Source organism: Pseudodesulfovibrio tunisiensis (assembly GCF_022809775.1).
Taxonomy (GTDB): domain Bacteria; phylum Desulfobacterota; class Desulfovibrionia; order Desulfovibrionales; family Desulfovibrionaceae; genus Pseudodesulfovibrio; species Pseudodesulfovibrio tunisiensis.
Window position 1 is genome coordinate 2,749,178 of record NZ_CP094380.1, and the last position, 20,042, is coordinate 2,769,219.

At 62.7% G+C, this 20,042-nt stretch carries 14 protein-coding genes; 7 read left to right on the plus strand and 7 right to left on the minus strand.

Going from position 1 to position 20,042, the window contains the following annotated elements; translation table 11 throughout:
* The first annotated feature begins 1 nt into the window (after nucleotide 1).
* The gene (locus MPN23_RS13220; RefSeq protein WP_243544662.1) at nucleotides 2-1,039 is read left to right on the plus strand and encodes an HD-GYP domain-containing protein; all 1,038 of its coding nucleotides are present in this window, start codon (nucleotides 2-4) and stop codon (nucleotides 1,037-1,039) included.
* Nucleotides 1,040-1,473: 434 nt separating this feature from the next.
* On the plus strand, nucleotides 1,474-2,862 hold the full coding sequence (locus tag MPN23_RS13225; protein WP_243544663.1) for a peptidase U32 family protein: 1,389 nt from the start codon (nucleotides 1,474-1,476) through the stop codon (nucleotides 2,860-2,862).
* A gap of 421 nt (nucleotides 2,863-3,283) precedes the next feature.
* Here MPN23_RS13225 and aspS read toward each other — a convergent pair whose 3' ends face one another.
* The 5 genes from aspS to MPN23_RS13250 form a co-directional block, all read right to left on the minus strand.
* Complete coding sequence (aspS, locus tag MPN23_RS13230) at nucleotides 3,284-5,110, minus strand: aspartate--tRNA ligase (protein WP_243544664.1); 1,827 nt, start codon at nucleotides 5,108-5,110, stop codon at nucleotides 3,284-3,286.
* 73 nt (nucleotides 5,111-5,183) lie between these two features.
* Entirely contained in the window at nucleotides 5,184-6,425 is a 1,242-nt protein-coding gene (hisS, locus tag MPN23_RS13235; RefSeq protein WP_243544665.1) for a histidine--tRNA ligase, read from the minus strand.
* 243 nt (nucleotides 6,426-6,668) lie between these two features.
* Entirely contained in the window at nucleotides 6,669-7,493 is an 825-nt protein-coding gene (locus tag MPN23_RS13240) for a hypothetical protein (RefSeq protein ID WP_243544666.1), read from the minus strand.
* A 2-nt stretch (nucleotides 7,494-7,495) separates the two neighbouring features.
* Nucleotides 7,496-9,340, minus strand: a complete 1,845-nt coding sequence (locus tag MPN23_RS13245; RefSeq protein ID WP_243544667.1) for a hypothetical protein — start codon at nucleotides 9,338-9,340, stop codon at nucleotides 7,496-7,498.
* Between the two features lie 13 nt (nucleotides 9,341-9,353).
* Nucleotides 9,354-9,860 (minus strand): hypothetical protein, encoded by a 507-nt coding sequence (locus MPN23_RS13250; RefSeq protein ID WP_243544668.1) that lies wholly within the window; start codon nucleotides 9,858-9,860, stop codon nucleotides 9,354-9,356.
* 299 nt (nucleotides 9,861-10,159) lie between these two features.
* Between MPN23_RS13250 and MPN23_RS13255 the strand changes: the two genes are divergently transcribed.
* The 5 genes from MPN23_RS13255 to MPN23_RS13275 all read left to right on the plus strand — a co-directional run bounded on the left by MPN23_RS13255 (nucleotide 10,160) and on the right by MPN23_RS13275 (nucleotide 16,702).
* Nucleotides 10,160-11,206, plus strand: a complete 1,047-nt coding sequence (locus MPN23_RS13255; protein ID WP_243544669.1) for an efflux RND transporter periplasmic adaptor subunit — start codon at nucleotides 10,160-10,162, stop codon at nucleotides 11,204-11,206.
* Complete coding sequence (locus MPN23_RS13260; protein ID WP_243544670.1) at nucleotides 11,203-14,484, plus strand: efflux RND transporter permease subunit; 3,282 nt, start codon at nucleotides 11,203-11,205, stop codon at nucleotides 14,482-14,484. Before MPN23_RS13255 ends, MPN23_RS13260 begins: the two co-directional genes overlap by 4 nt.
* 75 nt (nucleotides 14,485-14,559) lie before the next feature.
* On the plus strand, nucleotides 14,560-15,363 hold the full coding sequence (locus MPN23_RS13265; RefSeq protein WP_243544671.1) for a sugar phosphate isomerase/epimerase family protein: 804 nt from the start codon (nucleotides 14,560-14,562) through the stop codon (nucleotides 15,361-15,363).
* Nucleotides 15,364-15,429: 66 nt separating this feature from the next.
* Complete coding sequence (locus MPN23_RS13270) at nucleotides 15,430-15,858, plus strand: thioredoxin family protein (protein ID WP_243544672.1); 429 nt, start codon at nucleotides 15,430-15,432, stop codon at nucleotides 15,856-15,858.
* Nucleotides 15,859-15,949: 91 nt separating this feature from the next.
* Complete coding sequence (locus MPN23_RS13275) at nucleotides 15,950-16,702, plus strand: SIR2 family NAD-dependent protein deacylase (protein ID WP_243544673.1); 753 nt, start codon at nucleotides 15,950-15,952, stop codon at nucleotides 16,700-16,702.
* A 77-nt stretch (nucleotides 16,703-16,779) separates the two neighbouring features.
* On the opposite strand, the gene MPN23_RS13280 is transcribed toward MPN23_RS13275, so the two are convergent.
* Both MPN23_RS13280 and MPN23_RS13285 read right to left on the minus strand, forming a co-directional pair.
* The gene (locus MPN23_RS13280) at nucleotides 16,780-17,445 is read right to left on the minus strand and encodes a response regulator (protein ID WP_243544674.1); all 666 of its coding nucleotides are present in this window, start codon (nucleotides 17,443-17,445) and stop codon (nucleotides 16,780-16,782) included.
* Between the two features lies 1 nt (nucleotide 17,446).
* Nucleotides 17,447-19,909: a PAS domain-containing sensor histidine kinase gene (locus MPN23_RS13285; RefSeq protein ID WP_243544675.1), complete on the minus strand. Its 2,463-nt coding sequence runs from the start codon at nucleotides 19,907-19,909 to the stop codon at nucleotides 17,447-17,449.
* Nucleotides 19,910-20,042: the final 133 nt, after the last annotated feature.

A 20,042-nucleotide genomic window follows, 5' to 3' on the forward strand; every position in this document is an offset into this window, starting at 1 on the left:
TATGATTTTCATGCCAGCCGACCTCGACCTGCCCGAGGAATCGCTTTGTCCGGACGAGCCCAATACCGAAGAGTACAATCAGGTCGATCCCTGCACTCTGGACTGTTTCCCGGACCACAGCTATCCCGTGGACCTGTACCGCTGGCGCGAGAGTGCGGGCACTCTCAGCCCGATCTATCGCTGCGGCGCCGAGGTGCACACGCGGCTCAGGGGAACCCTGTACGCTCTCAGCGAGGCCGGAAAGCTGTTCTTCTCGCGCAATCAGATCAGGGCATACACCGAATGCCTGTCCCGCAATCTGGATGCGGCTCTGGATGATCCCAACCTGACATGGAACGAAAAGTCCCACGTGCTCATCGAGAGTCTGGGCCAGCGGCAGCAGGCCATGTTCCAGCAGCCCATGCCGCAGGAGCTGGACAACCTTGACCGCATTGTGGAGACCCTGTGTCTCTATCTGATCGAGGACTCGACCCGGATGCGCAGGGTGGTGCACCATGTGCATTGCACGCCTTTGGCAGCCCGGCAGCGGCTGAATGCCGCGCTCATGGCTCTGGCCATTTTTCTGGAATGCGAGGGCGAGCCCGTGCCGCTGGAACGCATGCATCCGGTCGGACTGGGATTTTTTCTTTTCGATATCGGCATGAGCCGGGTTTCCCGCATGCTGTCCGACAAGAAGTCCATGCAGCTCGTTCCCAGCGAACAGCGGAGGGTACAGGAGCACCCCCTTGCCGGATTCGAAATCGCGGGGAGACTCAATCTTGTCAATCCGGAGATCGTGGAGCCCATCATTCAGCACCATGAGCGGCTGAATGGCACTGGCTACCCGAATCGGCTCAGGGATCGGCAGATCGGCAAGCTGGGCCGCATCGCCGGGGTTGCGGATTCCTATGTGGCCATGATCACGGACCGGCCGCATTGCCCGGCGCGTCCGCCCCTGCATGCTGCGGCGGAAATCCTCAAGCAGGACAAGGTCTATGACCAGTCCGTGGCCCGGAAACTGGTCCGGTTGCTCAATGCGGTCCCCTCGGTCGCAAGCTGAGGTGACGCAAACGTGATGATCGTAATTTAATCCATTTAATTCATGTGATTACTTCGTGAGGGGCGTGATCTCTGATCACGATTGTGCCGACCGGCATCGGATATTGATGCCGCGAAGTATCCGGCAGTGCCGTTTTTTTCAATGCTGACAAGGGATTTCGGCGTTTTTTCACTTGATTTTTCCCCAAAGCGTCAATAGGGAATGTCCCTCCCTTTTCCTGCCTGTTTCGCCCGTTCCGGGCTTGTGGCGGGAAAAGGGGTTATGATTTTCCGGGTCCGGGATTGTCCCGGACTCTGCGGCTCTCCGGTTCAGCGAGGGGCGGGTGGTCCGTCCCTCCTGCCGGTCTTGCGTCGCAGGTCTCGCACTGGCGTCCGGGGCGGGTTTCATGTATTCTGCCATGCACTGAAACACGTCAAAAAAACGGATGGCCGCATATGCCCGATTCTCCTCGATTCGCTCCCGAACTGCTTGCTCCCGCCGGGGACATGGAAAAACTGGAAACCGCCATCCTGTATGGTGCGGATGCCGTGTATCTGGGCGGCGGCGCTCTGAACCTGCGCGCCGGGGCCGGGGGCTTCACCCGCGACGAGCTGTTTCAGGCCGTTGAACGTGCCCATGCTGCCGGAGTGAAGATATATTTCACCCTGAACGTGTATCCGCGCGAGGACATGATTCCGCAGGTGCGCGAGTACATGGACCTGCTGGCCGAGCTGCGGCCCGACGGCGTGATTGCGGCCGATCCCGGCGTGATCGCCATGCTGCGTTCCCATCTGCCGGATATGCCCGTGCACGTCAGCACGCAGGCCAACACTTCCAACAGCGAAACCGTGCGCTTCTGGGCCTCGATAGGCGCGCGGCGCGTGAACGTGGCCCGCGAGCTGCGGTCGCAGGAGCTCATGCAGATGCTCGCCATCTGCCGCCGCGAGATCACGGACATGGAAGTCGAGGTGTTCGTGCACGGCGCCATGTGCATGGCCGTGTCCGGACGCTGCTATCTGTCCGCAATGCTCAATGACAGGCCCGGCAATCTCGGTCAGTGCTCCCATCCCTGCCGCTACGAATACCGGCCCAAGGCCATCCTGCTCGAAGAGCGCACCCGGCCCGGCGAAGACCTCTGGGTCATTCAGGAGTACGGCAAGGACACGGAACCCGCATCCGAATTCACCTTTGACGAGCCGTCCGACGAATTCACCTTCGAGACCCCGCAGGAGACCCCGGCCGACCCGGCCCTGTCCATTGCGCAGGATCATGGCGGCTGGACCAAGTTCTTTGCTGCCGAGGACCTGTGTCTGCTACATTATCTGGAGTGGTTTTCCCGCATGCGCGTGGCTTCCATCAAGATCGAGGGCCGCACCAAGAGTTCCTCCTATCTCGCGCAGGTCGTGGACGCCTATCGGACCGCTCTGAACGACATTCGCAGCAACGAGTTTCGCGCGGAAAAGTATCTGCCCGAGCTCGTCAATGCCGCTTCCCGGCCCCTGACCACCGGCTTTTTCGATCCGGACAGGCGCGGGGCCATTGCCCTGCCGCCGGACGAGTCCGAAAAACGGCCGGTGCTGGCCCGAATTCTGAAAAACGCAGGCCCGGGCCGCTGGCTGGTCCAGATCAAGGCGCGCTGGAATGCGGCAAAGGACATTGAAGCCATTCTTCCCGGTCTCAACCGGCCGCGCATCACGCCCGAAGGCTATGCCCTTGAAAATGACGAGGGCGAAGGGGTGACCGTGTCCCATCCCGGCCAGAAAGCCGTGCTCGTCTGTGATCTCCCCGGACTCGCGCCCGGCATGTTTCTGAGAGCTGCGTGGGATTTGGACGATCTGGAATAGGAGGGCCTTCGGCGACCCTCCCGGGGGGCTGGGCTCTGCCCAGACCCGCCAAGGAGCAAGGCCCCTTGGATCCCCATATGTTTCGGGAATTTGAAGAGGCCGGATACATGCCCTGTCGGGACATGCATCCGGTCTCTTCAAATTCTCGAAACGGGTGGTCCGGTGGTGAAAGAAGTTTTCTTGTCCGTTCGTTTCCCCTGAGTTCTGTCTTTCGACAGGGCAAGGTGGGCAGTCTGCAACCAACTACGCCGCCAACGAGCCGGACAAGTTCCTTCATCCCTCACTGGCGGCGTAGAACCGGAAAGTTTCGGAGAGTCCAGAGAACCTCTTTTCAAAGGGTTCTCTGGTCGCCGAAGGCATCAACGAAGAAAGGCCGTCCCTTGAGGGACGGCTTTTCTTCGTTGATATTGTTGGAAGCGGGTTAGGCTTCTTCCTTTTTCTTTTCGCGCAGTCGGATGCCGAGGTCGCGCAGCTGGGCATTGGAGACTTCGCCGGGCGCTTCGGTCATGAGGCAGGTTGCCTTCTGGGTCTTGGGGAAGGCGATGACGTCGCGGATGGACTTGGCGCCGGTCAGGAGCATGACGAGCCGGTCCAGACCGAAGGCGATGCCGCCGTGCGGGGGCGCGCCGAACTTGAGCGCATCCATGAGGAAACCGAATTTTTCGCGGGCTTCCTGATCATCGATGCCAAGGGCGGCAAACATTTTTTCCTGCTGTTCCGGAGTATGGATGCGGATGGAGCCGCCGCCGACCTCGTTGCCGTTGATGACGAGGTCGTAGGCACGGGCAAGCGCTTCACCGGGATTGGAATCCAGAGTGTCGAGCTGGCCGGGCTGTGCCGAAGTGAAGGGATGGTGGCGGGCCACCCAGCGTTTGGCTTCGGGATCCCATTCGAGCAGCGGGAAGTCCGTGATCCACAGGGCCGCGTATTGGGAGTGGTCGATGAGCTCGAAGCGTTCGCCGAGCTTGACGCGCAGATAGCCGAGTGCGGTGTTGGCGATGTCTGCGGGACCGGCCTGAAAGAACAGGATGTCGCCGGGCTGGATTTGGGTCAGCTCGGCGAGCCTGGTCTTTTCCTCGTCGGAGAAGAACTTGACGATGGGCGACTGCCATTCGCCGTTTTCCTTGACCTTGATCCAGGCAAGGCCCTTGGAGCCGTAGATTTCCACGTACTTGGTGAAGTCGTCGATTTCCTTGCGGGAGAGCACGCCGCCACCGGGCACGCGCAGCACCTTGACGAGTTCGGCATTGGCAAAGACCTTGAAGCCGCCGCCGCGGAAGATGTCCGTGGCTTCCTGAAGCTTGAGGTCGAAGCGCACGTCGGGCTTGTCCAGACCATAGTCGCGGATGGCCTCGGCAAAGGTCATGCGGGGCAGGGTCTCGGGCAGCTCCACGCCGATGGTTTCGCGGAACATGGTCTTGACCAGTCCTTCGGCCATGTCCTGAATCTGGGCTTCATCGGTGAAGCTCATCTCGATGTCGATCTGGGTGAATTCGGGCTGCCTGTCGGCGCGCAGGTCCTCGTCGCGGAAGCATTTCACGATCTGGAAATAGCGATCCATGCCCGAGACCATGAGCATCTGCTTGAAGAGCTGCGGGGACTGGGGCAGGGCGTAGAACTGGCCCTGATTCACGCGGCTGGGCACGAGAAAGTCGCGTGCGCCTTCGGGCGTGGACTTGGTCAGCACCGGGGTCTCGATCTCGAGGAAGCCCAGATTGTCGAGAAAGCGGCGTGCGGACTGGGCAGCCTTGTTGCGGATGATGAAATTCTTGGCAAGGGACGGACGGCGCAGGTCCAGAAAACGGTACTTGAGGCGCAGGTTCTCGCCGACTTCCACGCGGTCCTCGATGGAGAACGGCGGGGTTTCCGAGGTGTTGAGAAGCTTGTATTCGTCGACCACGACCTCGATTTCGCCGGTGACCATGTTGGAATTGGCCATGCCCTCGGGCCGGGCGCGCACTTCGCCCTTGATGGCGAGCACGTATTCGGTGCGCAGGGCGTGGGCGCGTTCATGCACGTCGTGATTGCGCTCCGGGCTGAACACCACCTGAGTGAGGCCCTCGCGGTCGCGCATGTCGATGAAGATCAGGCCGCCGTGGTCGCGCCGGAACTGAACCCAGCCCATGAGGCAGACCGTTTCGCCGATGTTGGCCGCGGTCAACTGGTTGTTGGTGTGGGTCCTGCGCCAGCCGCCAAGGTCCTCGATCACCCTGTATTCTTCGTAATCCCGCTCTTCGATGTCAGACATGTTCTCTCCGTCTCTCGATATTTTCCAAAAGGGCCGGTTTTCGGCTCCCGGGAAGTCGTTGTGGTTGCGTCGTCTAGAACTGGTTCAGGTAGGCGTCGCGGGTCATGGTTTCCTGCCCGCCTTCCCCGGCCATGTCCTTGACGGTCACGGTCTTGTTGTCGAATTCGTCGCCGCCGATGATCAGGCAGGTCCTTGCCCCGGACTTGTTGGCAGCACGCATCCGGCTCTTCATGGAGCCGCCTGCGTAGCTGACCTCGCCGCGCAGGCCCTTGTCCCGGAGCTGCTGGGCGAACAGCATGGCGTCATTGGCTGCGCGGTTGTCCACCACGGCCAGATAGAAGTCGGGTTGCTGAAGCTGTTTTTCCTCCAGCAGCAGGGCCAGACGCTCCATGCCGCAGGCAAAGCCCGTGGCTGCGCAGTCCGGTCCGCCAAGGGACTTGATCAGGCCGTCGTAGCGACCGCCGCCGGCCACTGCGGTCTGGGACCCGATGTCGTGGCTGGTGACCTCGAATGTGGTGCGTACGTAGTAGTCCAGACCGCGCACCAGCCGGGGATTCAACGTGTAGGCAGCGCCTGCGTCGTCCAGAATGGCCCGGACGTCCGCAAAGTGCGCCTTGCACTCCTCGCACAGATGGTCGGTGATGGAGGGCGCGTCCTGCACCAGCTCCTTGCAGGTGGGCACCTTGCAGTCCAGCACGCGCAGGGGATTGGTCTCCATGCGACGCTGGCAGTCCTCGCAGAAATTTTCCTTGTCCTTGGACTTGTAGTAGTCCACCAGCGCCTGTTTGTAGGCCGGGCGGCAATCGTGGCAGCCAAGGGAGTTCAGCTCGATTTCCAGCTTTTCCAAACCAATGGAATTCAGAAAGCTCTTGAGCATGAGGATGAGTTCGGCATCGGCCTGCGGTTCGGGCGCACCGAAGAGTTCCGCATTGAGCTGATGGAACTGGCGCTGGCGGCCCTTCTGGGGACGCTCGTACCGGAACATGGGACCAAAGGAGAAGAACTTGGAAATCCTGCCCGGCTGATGGGTCTTGGACTCCACGAACGCGCGCACCACACCGGCGGTGGCTTCGGGGCGCATGGTCAGGGAACGGCCCTTGCGGTCGGGAAAGGTGAACATCTCCTTGCCCACCACATCCGTGTCTTCGCCGATGGATTTCTGGAAAAGTTCGGTTTTTTCCAGAATGGGCGTGCGCAGCTCGCCGAATCCGTAGCGGGTGAAAATGTCCCGGGCCTGGGCTTCCAAAAAGGAGAACTTGGCGGCTTCTTCCGGGAAAAGATCAACAAAACCTTTGATTTTCTGAATGTTGGCCATGATTTGTTCAAAATCCTATAAATAGCGTTGAGCTGGAATCGACTGTGGTTAGACCATCCTGCCCGGATTGTCAAAACAAGCCTGCGTCCGATCCCGCGCCGGGCAAGGATTTGCGGTTGTTGTGAACAGAGGGAAAAAACTCGTGACCGGGCATCGGTTCATGCGTTTTTGCCGCAGAAAAGCGGCCCGGACGCGTTGCTGCGCATCCGGGCCGCGTGTTCATGGAAATGGCGTTTCAGGCAATCATGGTTCGATTTTTACGGCAAAGTTGAATTTCCTGCTCCACTTCAGAGCCAGTTCGGTCGCCTTGGTCGGATTCACGGTGCTTGCCTGCGCATGCATCGCGGTCAGGGCCTTTTGAGCGTTGATCACCACGGGATCGTCAGCCCCGGGCTGAACTGCCGTGGCCCGTGTCACGGTGCGGAACTGGCGGTTCAGGAACAGGAGCTTGATTTCCAGTGCATAGAGCTTGAGCTTCGGATCATCGGCCTCGGCAATGGCCTGATCGATCTCGGCAAGCCTGCGCTCGTTCAGCAGGCTCATGATCGTGGTGCGGGCCTTGTCCAGTTCGGCCTGCGAGCCGGATTCCATGCCTTTGAACACAGGCAGGGTTTCGTCCAGCGTCACGAGCGAGGGCAGCAGGTCCAGCAGAATCCGGTCCCGCTTGATGAGTGCCTCCGGGGTGCGGCTCGCCTCGTCGCACACGGCAATGGCCTGATCATGCAACCCCAGCTTCCAGCAGGTCAGGGCCTTGAGAGTCAGAGCCGTGCCGTAGAGCCGGTTCTGTTTCAGCGTCCTGGTTTCCTTGTCCCCCATGCTTTCCAGACTGGCCAGTGCGCTGGCGTACAGGGCGCGGGAATTGTTGTCCGCTGTCACGGCTTGCGTCAGGTCGCCGCTGTCCGCAATCACGTTCGGATCATGGAATGCGGCCCGGTCCAGAGCGGATGCCTCGTTGAACGCGTCCTGTGCCTGCCGAAGCTGGCTGATGCCTGCGCAACCCGCGAGCAGGATCGTGATCGCAAGGACGGCGACAAGGCGGACAGGGGTGCATGCGTGTCGATGCTGCATGATCATGCCTCCAGTGCGGGCCTGATGCCCAGCCGTTCGCGAGCCACGGTCCGGAGTACGTCCAGATCAAGGGCGCGGCCCGATTTGATTTCCGTGGCAAGGTCTTTCGCAATGCTGCGGAGCGTGCTCACGGCCTGTTCATCGGAGCTGGATTCGGCCAGTTCCTCGAACAGGACCGAAATGATGGCGGTCAGGGTCTCATCCCGGCACAACTGCCATTTCACCTTGGGATCGGCCTTGAACAGGGTGTGGACCACCGCGTCAATGGCTGCCCCGGCCACGGTCCTGACTTCGTCATGATAGTCGATGCCGTGCAGAAGTTCCCTTTGCAACGCCACTCCCTTGACCACGTCGGCCAGAATTACGGCGGCAGTGTCCCCGGAAATGGTCACGTCCTGCCGCTTGAAACAGGTCACGGTCTCGGCCAGCGCGCGTTTCAGGGCCGTGTTCAGGTACTGGTTGTCGTCCGTGATCCAGCCCGGGTTGGCATTGACCTCGTCGAACACGGTTTCCATGACGAACAGCAGGTCTTCCCGGGTGAAGTCCGGGTGCCACGGGGCAGACCCGTCCGGTGCGGAGAGCGCGGACAGGGTGGCCGTGGCCGCAGTCATCAGCAGATTGGTTTCGGGCCGGGCCGGAGCCTGCGGCCAGAGCAGGTTCAGGTTGTCCCCGGTTTTTTCCAGAATGAGCCGGGTCACTTCCGGCACCATGTCCGGGGCGAGCAGGGACTGTTTTTTCACCAGCTCGGAGGAAACGGACGACAGGATGGCGTTGACCCCGGCCTGATTCGTGTTCGTGACCAGACGCGGGTGCCTCGCTACCACGTCCAGCGCAGTGCGCAGCAGCCGTTCGGTTCCGGCCCGGGCAAATATCGGGTCCAGACTCACGCTTTCGCCTTGCAGCATGAGTTCCAGTACGCCGTTGCCCACCTCGGTCACCAGCTCCTGACTGGCCACGCCCTGTACCCCGAGGAATCGGCCCGGGTCGGACAGGGCGGTCGAGCCTGCCGCGTCCAGCACGCCCCGGAACACGAGTTCGCTCCATTCGCCCAGATCGGTGCGTTTGTCGCGTTTCTGGGTGGCGGTCAGGCTGGAATCCTCGGCAATGGCTTCGGACCGCTCGGTGACCAGTTCGGCCAGTCTGCCAGCGGTCGCGCCCACCAGTTCCCGGGTGTTGGCCCCGCCGCAGAATGCATCCGGGTGCAGGGATGCGGTTTCCAGAGCCACGGCAAAGAGCCGGGCCGGAAGTTCCTCCATACTGCCGCGCGCAAAGTCCACGCTGTCCAGTCCGGTGACCAGCGCATGCAGGGCGCGGCCCGTGGAGGATCGGGTGTCGAACAGGCCGGGTTCAAGCAGGGCGTAGTCCACCCCGATTTCCACAAGGGTTCCGGCCATGCGCTGGAATGGCGTGGCAGCGGAAAGTCCGGCTTCCCAGCCCGAGACCGAGGCCAGTGCAACAAGGTCGTCCCGCGACATGCCGGAGCGATTGGGCGGGAACGTGTCGCGTTCGTGGATTTCGATCAGGCCAAGGGCCTCGCGGGCAAGGGCAGGCAGCTTTTCCGCCTCTTCGGGATGCGCGTCCATGTGGGCCGGGCCGGTCGCAGTGCGAAGCCATGACAGGGCCAGCCACGACCGGGGCGCGACAGGGCCGTTTCCCTCGACGAACTGCCGTCCCTGCTCGGAACGGAAGAACGCGAACGCCTCGTTGCGGCTCAGGGTGGCGTCGTCGCCGGGCAGGGGCAGGATCAGGTCGCGGTTGCGGGTCATGTCCACATACGCGGTATGTGCTTCCTGTCCCAGACGTGCGGCCCCCCGAATGGCGAACAGGATCAGGGTTGCGGTGTCCATGAAGTTCCCTCCGTTACTTCTTTGCGGCCTGTTGCGCCTTGAGTGCCGCCTGAAGATGATCGGCGCGCTGCTGCACTGCATTGGGGTCGCGCATCTTCAATTTGGTGAACAGGGTGTTGATGCCGCCGCTGCCGCCGGCCAGAAGCAGGGCCGAGAGCATGCAGTCCACGTTTGTGTTCACCGGATGCCCCGTGCCGAACAGCTCGGTGATGATCCGGGAAAAGAGGTGCAGTTCTCCGTTTCTGCAAAGAAAGAAGATGGTGATCACCATGATCGGGGTTTTCCACCCCTTGTCGTGGAACCGTTCCAGAAAGAATTTCCAGTTGAAGATCGTGGTGAAGGCCATTTCCAGCACCGTGGCCAGAACAAAGACCTTGATCAGGATGTCCGCAGCAGCGCCCAGAGCGTCCGGGCTGGTGGCCGTGGTTTTGGTGCTTTCCTCGGCCAGCGCGATTCCGGCTGTTGCCAGAAGAGTGAACAGGGGGGCGAGACCGAGACAGGCTCGACGTATGCGGGACATGGCGTCCTCCTTGCCCCGGCTCGGGGCGAATGAAGTGATGAACAGAGGAACAATACAGCAAGTCGGTATCGAATCAAAGATTGTTTTTTCGTGTTGTTGATACGGCCGGGAGAACTCCGCAAATCCGTCAATCCTCTTTTCATCCCGCGCAGGACAAGGTAACGTCAGGGGAAGCAGTGTGTTGCAACGATGTGTTTCAAATGCAAACAGGGATGTCCGTAATGCATGTTCGGTCGGCTTGTTGTTGTCTGTTGTTGATTGCCGCGTTGACGGCCTGCTCCGGGAATGGTCCGGAGGCCGTGAAGGGCGAAGGCCGGACCTACGCGCCCGAGGAAACCGTGGAAACCCGGCTGGTTCGGTTGCCACGCTGGCACGAGGCCGTGGGTACGGTGCAGGCCAAGACCGACACCCGGGTGGAGGCGCAGGTCACGGGCCGGGTGCTCAAGGTGCTGGTTCGCCCCGGGGATCGGGTTGCCAAGGGCGATCCGCTTGTGGAGCTGGACAGCCGCGCTCTGGAATCCCGGCTGGAACGCGCACGTCAGGCCCTTGCCTCGGCCGGAAGTGCGCTGGGACAGGCGCGGGACGGACTTGCCTCGGCCAGGGCCACGGCAACCAAGGCCGAATCCACGTACAAGCGCATGCGCCGTCTGCATGAGCAGAAGGTGGTCACTGCCGAGGAAATGGAACAGGCGGAAACCGCCCATGCTCAGGCCAGAGCCGCGCTGGGACAGGCCGGGGACGGCGTGACCGGGGCGCAGGCCCGCGTGGCCGAGGCCTCCGAACTGGTGCAGCAGGCGGAAATCGATCTGGGATATGCCACGATCCGCGCTCAGGAAAACGGCGAAGTGGCCCGGCGCGAGGCCGAACCCGGCGATCTGGCGTTTCCGGGCAAGCCTCTGCTGGTGTTGCAGACCGGCGGTTCCCTGCGGCTGGAAGCCATGGTGCGCGAAGGGCTGATCGCCCGGGTGCGCATCGGCGATACCCTGCCCGTGATCGTGTCCGCGCTGGAGGGCGAAGGGGACCTGCGCGGCATGGTGGAGGAGATCGAACCCCTTGCCGATCCCGTGACCCGATCCTTTCTGGTCAAGGTCGGCCTGCCGCCGGCTCCGGGGCTGTATCCCGGCATGTTCGGCAGACTCATGGTTCCGGTGGGCGAGACCGAGGCCGTGCTTGTGCCGGACCGGGCCGTGACCCGCGTGGGCCAGCTTGAGACCGTGATGATCAGGACCGAATCGGGCTGGCGGAACGCCTACGTGCGCACCGGCGAGCGTCACGGCGACGACATCGAGGTGTTGTCCGGCCTGTCCGGCGGCGAAACCCTTGGCGTGGGCGGAGGGCGGTCATGACCGGCGAATCCGATCGCCCGCGCGGCGTGATTCCGTCCATTGTCCGCTATTTCCTGACCTCGCGCATGTCCGTTGTGCTGGCCCTTGCCTCGCTGATTCTGGGCGTGGCATCGGTGCTGCTCACGCCGCGCGAGGAGGAACCGCAGATCGTGGTGCCCATGGCCGACGTGGTGGTGCAGGTGCCGGGCGCGTCCGCCGAGGAGGTGGAAAAACTCGTGACCGCGCCGCTGGAACGGCTGCTCTGGCAGATCGATGGCGTGGAATACGTGTATTCCATTTCCCGCAAGGATTCCGCGGCCGCCACGGTGCGGTTCTTCGTGGGGGAGGATCGCGAGGATTCCCTGATCAAGCTGCACAACACCATCCTCAAGAACGCGGACATGGCTCCGGGCATTGTCTCGGGCTGGGGCGTGAAGCCCGTGGAGATCGACGACGTGCCCATCGTGGTCGTGACCCTGTACGCGGATCATGGCTACGAGGACCAGTATGACGATCATGCGTTGCGGCGCATGGCCGAGGAATTGTTTCACAGGCTGGCCGAGACCGAGGACGTGTCGCGGGTGAGCCTGCATTCGGGCCGAAGCCGCGAGGTGCGCGTGACCATCCGCCCGGACCGCATGGCCGGGTTCAATGTCTCGCCTCGTGAAGTGGCTGCCGCGCTTCGGGGCGCGGACCGCTCCCTGCCTGCCGGAACCTTCGTGAACCGGGATCGGGAGACCCGCGTGGTGAGTCAGTCCTTCCTGCTTTCGGCCAGTGATGCCGCCGACCTTGTGGTGGGCGTGTTCGAGGGCAGGCCCGTGTATCTGCGGGACGTGGCCGACGTGATCGACGGTCCGGAGGAGCCGGACAACTATTCCCGGATATCCTTTTCCGATGCGTATCTGTCCGCGCTGGGCAGGGAGGATGCGCAGCCGTCGCGGCCTGCCGTGACACTGGCCGTGTCCAAGAAGAAGGGCACCAATGCGGTTGCGGTTGCCGACGCCGTGCTGGAGCGGCTGGAACGGCTCCGGGCCGAGGTTCTGCCTGCGGGCGTGGGCATGGAAGTGATCCGCAACAACGGCGAGACCGCACAGGCCAAGGTGAACGAGCTGCTCACGTCCCTGACCCTTGCCGTGGTCACGGTGGTGGCGCTGCTCGCCTTTGCCCTTGGCTGGCGCGAGGCCCTTGTCGTGGCGCTGGCCGTGCCCATGAGCTTTTCCCTGGCCCTGTTTGCCAACCTGCTGCTCGGATATACCATCAATCGCGTGACCCTGTTCGCGCTGATCCTGTCCCTCGGGCTGGTGGTGGACGATCCCATCACCAACGTGGACAACATCCAGCGGCACATTCTCATGGGCCGCAAGAGACCGCTGGATGCGACGCTGGACGCGGTGCGCGAGGTGCTGCCGCCCGTGATCATGTCCACGCTGGCAATCATCGTGTCGTTCACGCCCCTGTTCTTCATCACGGGCATGATGGGGCCGTACATGGCGCCCATGGCCGCGAACGTGCCTCTGACCGTGACCTTTTCCACGCTGGCCGCGCTGACCGTGGTGCCATGGATGGCGTATCTGCTGCTGAAGAACCGCGCCCCGAGCGCACAGGTAGCCGCATCCCGGGTCGAGACTCCGCAGGCCAGTCCGCGTCTGCTCGCCGTGTATTCGGCCCTGATTTCCCCGTTTCTGGGCGCGCCGCGCAACCGCAGGCTGCTTCTGGGCGGCATCGTGCTCGGACTGGTCGGTTGCGGTCTGCTCGTGGTGTTCCGGCTGGTGCCACTCAAGATGCTGCCGTTTGATAACAGGAATGAACTGCAACTCGTGGTGGACATGCCCGAGGGTACGTCGCTGGAACGTACGGACCGGGTGGTACGCGACTTCGAGGCGTATCTGCGCACCGTGCCCGAGGTCACGAGCGTGGTGACCTATGCGGGCGATCCCTCGCCCATGGATTTCAACGGCATGGTCCGTCACTATTTCTGGCGTACGCAGTCGAATCTGGCGGACATCCGCATCGGGTTTCCGGACAAGTCGGACCGGGCGGAGCAGAGCCATGCCATCGGCCTGCGCATGCGGCGCGATCTGCAGGCCATTGCCGACCGTCATGGCGCCGTGGTCAAGGTGGTGGAGACCCCGCCCGGACCGCCCGTGATGGCAACGCTCACGGCCGAGGTGTACGGCTCGCCCGGGCTGGCTCACGAAGTGCTGCTGGCCGGGGCAGAGCATCTGGCCGGGCTCATGCGGGAGCAGCATGGCGTGGTGGACGTGGACGTGTCTGCCGAGGCCCCGCGCATGATGGTGGATTTCGTGCTGGACAAGGAAAAGGCGGCCCTGCACGGGGTGTCGGCCTCGGACGTGGTGGACGCGCTGCGCATGGCCCTGTCCGGGGACGTGGTGGCGCACGTGCACCAGCCGCATGAACGCCAGCCCCTGCCAGTGCGCGTGATTCTGCCCGAATCCCTGCGCACCGGGCCGGATTCGCTGGGCGAACTGCGCATGAAGACTCCGACCGGGAGCATGGTACCACTGGCCGAATTGGGCGAGTTCGTGGAGCGGGTCGAGGACCAGCCCATCCAGCACAAGAACCTGAAGCGCGTGGCCTACGTGTTTGCCGAGACCGCGGGAATCCCGCCGGGCGAGGCCGTGCTCGACCTGCAATCCCGGCTTCGGGACGATCCCATGCCCCCGGGCGTGTCCGTGGACTGGGCCGGGGAAGGGGAGTGGAAAATCACGCTGGACGTGTTCCGCGACCTCGGTCTGGCCAATGCTGCGGCCCTGCTCGGCATTTTCGTTCTGCTGGTGGCGGAGACCGGCTCGTTTCTGCTGCCGCTGCTGATCATGTCCGCAGTGCCCTTGACCGTACTCGGCATCCTGCCCGGGTTCTGGCTGCTCAACGTGGTGGCCGGGACCGAGGTCGGCGGGTATGCCGATCCCGTGTTCTTCACGGCCACCAGCATGATCGGCATGATCGCGCTGGGCGGCATCGTGATCCGCAATTCCGTGGTGCTCATCGACTTCATCCGCAAGACCATGGCGCAGGGGACTCCGCTGCGCGAGGCCATCACCCTGTCCGGGGCCGTGCGGCTGCGACCCATCGTGCTCACGGCCCTGACAACCGCGCTCGGCGCATGGCCCATCACGCTGGACCCGATCTTTTCCGGGCTGGCATGGGCGCTCATCTTCGGGCTGGTCGCCTCCACGGCCTTTACCCTGATCGTGGTGCCGTGCGGGTATTACGCACTCTTCGGCAGCAGGAATGCGGAAAGGGAGAGCGGGGACAGGGAGGCTGCGGAAGGGCAATAGCCGTTCACCGCGCAGGGAACGCCTTTCCCCGGAATTATCCTTGCGCGTGGGCGCGCATCATCGGACAGGGGGAGCATGAGCGACTCGTCGGCAACATCGGCAGGCCCTGTTCTGCTGCTTTCCACCGGAAGCCTGTTTCATCTTCCGCTGCCCTCCATCGCGTCCATGGCTCGGGAAGCGGGATTCGCCGGGCTGGAACTGATCGTGAATTCTCCGGATCTGGCTCCGGGGCCGGAGCTGGATCGCGTGTCCGGCATCTGTCCGGTGCGCAGCCTGCACGCGCCGTTCCGCAACTGGACCCGATGGGGCGGGATGCTCAATTCGTGGAAGGCCACCACGAACATTGCCAATTCACTGGACTGTGCCACCCACGTGACCATGCATCCGCCCGGTTCGCGGCTGTCCGCGCTGGTGCAGAACCGCTGGTTTGCCAAGGCGCATGACCTGCCTCTGTTGCTGGATGCCAAGGGCAGGGTGGAGTTTTCGCTGGAAAACATGCCGTGGGCCGAGGCTTCGCCCTTTGCCCGCGACCCGCTGGAACGGCTCATGGATCAGTGCCGGGACAAGAACGTGGGTCTGACCTTCGACGTGTGTCACATGGGCGTGTCCGGTCGGGACGTGCTTGCGGCGCTGGACAAGGTGCCGCAAGGCCTGCTGTTCAACGTGCACTACTCGGACGCCAAGGGGTATCAGGAACATCTCACGCCCGGGGCCGGCAGTCTGCCTCTGGCCGATTTTCTGGCCCGGCTCGCGCAGCGCGGGTATCAGCGGTATCTGACGCTGGAGCTGGAGCCTGCCGCGTTTCCGGATTCCGTGGAGGATTCGGTACGGCTTCTGGACCGGCTGCGGCGCGGGATTCTGGCCGGACTGGGCGGCTGAATACGGGCGTTTCCCTTGCTTCGGCGTGAAAAAAGCCTATCATTCAGGGAAACCACAGGAGATGTCATGACCACCCAGCATATTGTCTGCCCTTCCTGCAACGCCGTGAACCGCGTGGCGCAGGGCAGGGAGCCCGAGGCCACCTGCGGCAAGTGCGGTTCCCTGCTGTTCCAGCCTTCCCCCCTGTCCCTGACTCGGGATTCCTTTGACAGACAGGTGGGCCGTTCCGACGTGCCCGTGCTTGTGGATTTCTTTTCCCCGACCTGCGGTCCGTGCCAGATGATGGCGCCGCAGTTTGGCGAGGCCGCAGCCTATCTGTATCCGCGAATGCGACTGGCCAAGGTGGACACCTCGCAGGAGCAGGCGCTTGCCGCGCGGTTTTCCATCCGGTCCGTGCCCACCCTGATCCTGTTCCGGGGCGGCCGGGAAGTGGCTCGCCAGTCCGGGGCCATGTCGGCCGGGGATATTGCGGCCTGGGCCGGACAACATGCATAGAGGTGGAATCGTCGCGATCTCAACAGCCCGTTTTGAAATGGAAAGTGGATGATCGGAAAGTTTCCGACACCACATTATTCGGAGAAGGAACATGTCCAATGACGCCTTGAAAAACGCGGCCCGGATTCTTGGACAGGCCCGGCTGGCCATAGCCTTTACCGGGGCCGGAATTTCCGTGGAATCCGGCATCCCCCCGTTTCGGGGACCGGGTGGCATCTGGTCCAGATACGATCCGGAAAAGTTCGAGAAGAACTATTTCCGACAACATCCCGAAGAAGTGTGGCCCCTGCTCAGGAAGATATTCTTCGACGAGCTGGCCCGGGCCGAGCCGAATCCCGCGCATCAGGCACTGGCATTGCTGGAGGACATGGGCAGACTTGCGGCAGTGATCACCCAGAACATAGACGGCCTGCATCAGGCCGCCGGGTCGCGCACCGTGTACGAGTATCACGGGTCCACGCGTCGCATGCAGTGCATGGACTGCCGCATGTTCTTCGATTCCGCGTCCATTTCGCTGGAAACCCTGCCTCCGCCGTGCCCGAACTGCGGCGGGCTGCTCAAGCCGGATTTCGTGTTCTTTTCCGAGGCCATCCCCTTTGACGTGCACACCGAGGCCACCAGGCTGGCCAAAAAGGCGGACGTGTGCCTTGTGGTGGGCACGTGCGGCGAGGTCATGCCTGCGGGACGCATCCCCCGGGTTGCCGCCAATGCCGGGGCCACGGTCATCGAGATCAACGTGCAGGAAACCGGGTACACGCGCGGCACCACCGACATCTTTCTTCAGGGCAAGGCCGGGACCATGCTGCCCATGCTCGTGGAAGAGGTGGTCGGACGGCACGCCTGACGCGTCTGCTTGGAACGCAAAAGAAAAGCCGCCTGCCGTGGATGTACGACAGGCGGCTTTTCGTGGTTGCGAGGCGGTCAGATGGTCCAGGTGTCCAGATCGATCAGGCCGAGCCGGGCCGCGTAGCGGATGAGTTCGAACGTGGATTGCAGCCCGAGCTTGCGCATCAGGTTGGAACGATGGTTTTCCACGGTCTTGGGACTGATGAACAGGGCCCCGGCAATCTCCTTGGTGGACATGCCTTCGGCCAGCATGCGCATGATCTCCTGCTCCCGGGGCGTGAGGCTGGAATAGGTGTCCTCGGGCGAGGCCTCGGGATTCTGTCTGTTCTGAAGGAGTTTGAATACCACCTCCTGAGACAGGGCGTTGTCCAGAAAGAGTTCGTTGGCCGCGACCGTGTCCAGCCCGCGCAGGAGCTGGGATGCGGCGGATTCCTTGACCATGTAGCCGGAAGCACCGGACCGGAACGCCTCCACGATGTAGTCGGCCTCGGAGTGCATGCTGATGATGATGAATCTTCCTGCCGGAAGCACGTCCCTGAGTTCCCGGATCATCTGGATGCCGTTTTTGCCGGGCATGGAAATGTCCACCAGCACGATGTCCGGCCTGTGTTCCCGGGCCTGGGCCACTCCCTCTCTGCCGTTGCCTGCCTCGGCCACCACGCGGTAGCGCGGGTCGCGGCTGATGATGGTCTTGAGACCCTCCCGGAACAGGGGGTGGTCATCCACGATCATGATATCCATGTCAGGGCTGCCTCCTCGGATGTTCGTACGGAATTCGGAATGCGATCTTGGTGCCCGCGCCCTGCCGGGAGCGGATGTTCATGGTGCCGCCCAGCAGTCGGGCGCGTTCTTCCATGCTCTTGAGGCCCATGTGGTGTTCCTCGGCCGCGTCAGCCATGCGTTGCTTCACGTCGAATCCCCGGCCGTCATCCTCCACCCGGATCAGAATGTCCGGATGGCTGCCCAGCACGCGCACCTTGACCCGGTTCGCGTCCGAGTGCTTGACCGCATTGTTCAGGGATTCCTGTATCATCCTGAATACATTGATCTCCGTGTCGGAATCCAATCTGATCTTGTCAACCCCGGCAGCGGAAAAGTCAACCCGCAGGCCGTACTTTTCCTCCACGTCGTTGCAATGCCGGGAAATCGCCCGGGACAGGCCGAGCTGGTCCAGGGACGGGGGGCGCAGGCCATAGGCAATGTGGCGCACCGAGGAAACCGACTGGCGCATCACGTTTGCAATGGCCGCTCCGCGCTGCCGAACCTCATCGGGAATGTCGTCGTACCCGTCGAACAGGGTGGCCATGCCGATGACCATGGAGGACAGGTCCTGCGCCACGTTGTCGTGCAGGTCGCGGGAAATGCGCTGGCGTTCGTTTTCCTGAATGCGCAGGAGCTGCTGGGTCAGGGAAAGAATCTGGGCTTCGGCCTGCCTGCGTTCCGCAATCTCGTCGCGCAGATGGGCGTTGGCCGCGTCCAGCTCGGCAGTGCGGTCGCACACGCGCTGCTCGGTTTCGGCGTGGGCGCGTCGGAGTTCCTCTTCCAGCTCCTTGTGTTCGGTCACGTCCGTCACGATCTTGAGCAGGGCCGGGCGGTCTTCCCAGACAATGGGCTTGACCGACAGGTGCACCCATTTCCGGGACTGGTCGCGGGTCTGGATGCGGAACGGGCCGAGCGGTCCCTGCTTTCTGCCCTGCAGGGTGAGGTGCGCCTGTTCCGTTGCGGTTTCCCGGTCGTCCGGATGCAGGAATCTGCCCGGCAGCAGTTCGAGCTGCTCGCTGGGGCTGTACCCCAGCATGGAGTGCAGGGCTTCGTTCACGAACTTGGCCTCGCTGTCCTGAATGACCATCACGCCTTCCCGCGCGTTTTCCACGAGTACGCGGTAGCGTTCCTCGGAATACTTGAGGGCGAGTTCGGCCCGTTTGCGCGGGGTCATGTCCTGCAGCGAGACGATCACGCGGCTGAGCTTGTCCCGATACTGCGGGGGCACGGAAAAATGGACCATGACCCAGATGGTTTCCCCGGCAAGGGTGCGGTGGGTGATTTCTCCGCAATAGGCTGTGCCGCCCGAGGCGAGGAGGATCATTTCCTCGCGGAAGGTGTCCATGGATTCCTCGGTGAACACCTTGTCCAGATTGCCCAGAAGCTCGTCCTTGGTATCGGCCCTGAGCATGTCCAGAGTGGCCCGGTTCACGTCCACGACCTTGACCAGAGGGCCGCAGGTGGCCAGTTCGTCGGGATTCTCGGTGAAGAACTTGCGGAAATCGGTGACGCCCCGGGCCCGGAGTGTATCGAAATGGGTTTTCAGGCCGGAAAGGTCCTCCTCCCACAGGGAGATGGGGCAGTCCTCGAACAGGGAACGGAACCGGGCTTCACTTTCCTGAAGCGCCTCCTCGTGTTCCTTGCGTTCGGTCACGTCCGTGATGATGCCTTCCGCAGCAATGGGAATGCCGTGGAGATCGTGCTCCAGAGCCACGCGCTGGTTGATCCAGCGGGTGGACCCGTCCCTGTGTCGGACCGGGGATTCATAGGAGGGGCGCACCTTGCCCTGTTGCAGTTCGGCCCACCATTTCATGAGCGTGGGCCGCCATTTTCTCGGGGTGATGGTCAGGAGCATGGCATCCGTGGTCTGGAACCTTTCCCGGGGGTATCCGGTCATGGTTTCCACGGTCCGGGAAACGAAGTCGTACCGTCCGTCCGAAAAGCGCACCCGGAACAGACAGTCGCTGGCATTGGCCGTGAGAAAGTTCAGGTGGCGTTCGGTCTGGGCAAGGGCGTTGCGCAGCCGCATGGCTGCGGACGCATCGCGCATGACCGAAACCACGTGCGTTGTGGCCCCGGAATCATCCGTGACCGGGTCGAATCTGGCCCAGACCGCAAAGGGGCGGCCCTCCTTGTCCCGCAGGCGGTACTCGCCTTCCCAGTAGCCGCCCTCCAGTACGCGCGGCCGGATTTCGTCCATGTACAGGCGGTAGGTCTCCACGGGCAGGACCGTGTTCACGGCCATGGCCTGAAATTCCTCGGGACCGTAGCCGTAGATGTCGGAATAGGCCTGATTCACGATGATCGGCTTCAGGTCCAGATTGCGGATGGCCATGGGAATGCCCGCAGCCATGAACGTGCCCCGGAACGCGTCCGGGATGCGCTGCAAAAGGTCTTCGGCCCTGTCCGGTTCCGGGCTGTCTTTGTGTCGGGTGTGTGTCATGCGGTGGTGCGTGCTCGGGTCAAATGTCCGCGATCGGGAGAAGGGGATGTACTCTTGACCCGGTCTGGGGAAAAGTTACCCGATTGCGCGCGGAAAGAAAAGCGGGGTTGGCATGTTTTCCCATCTCCTTGCC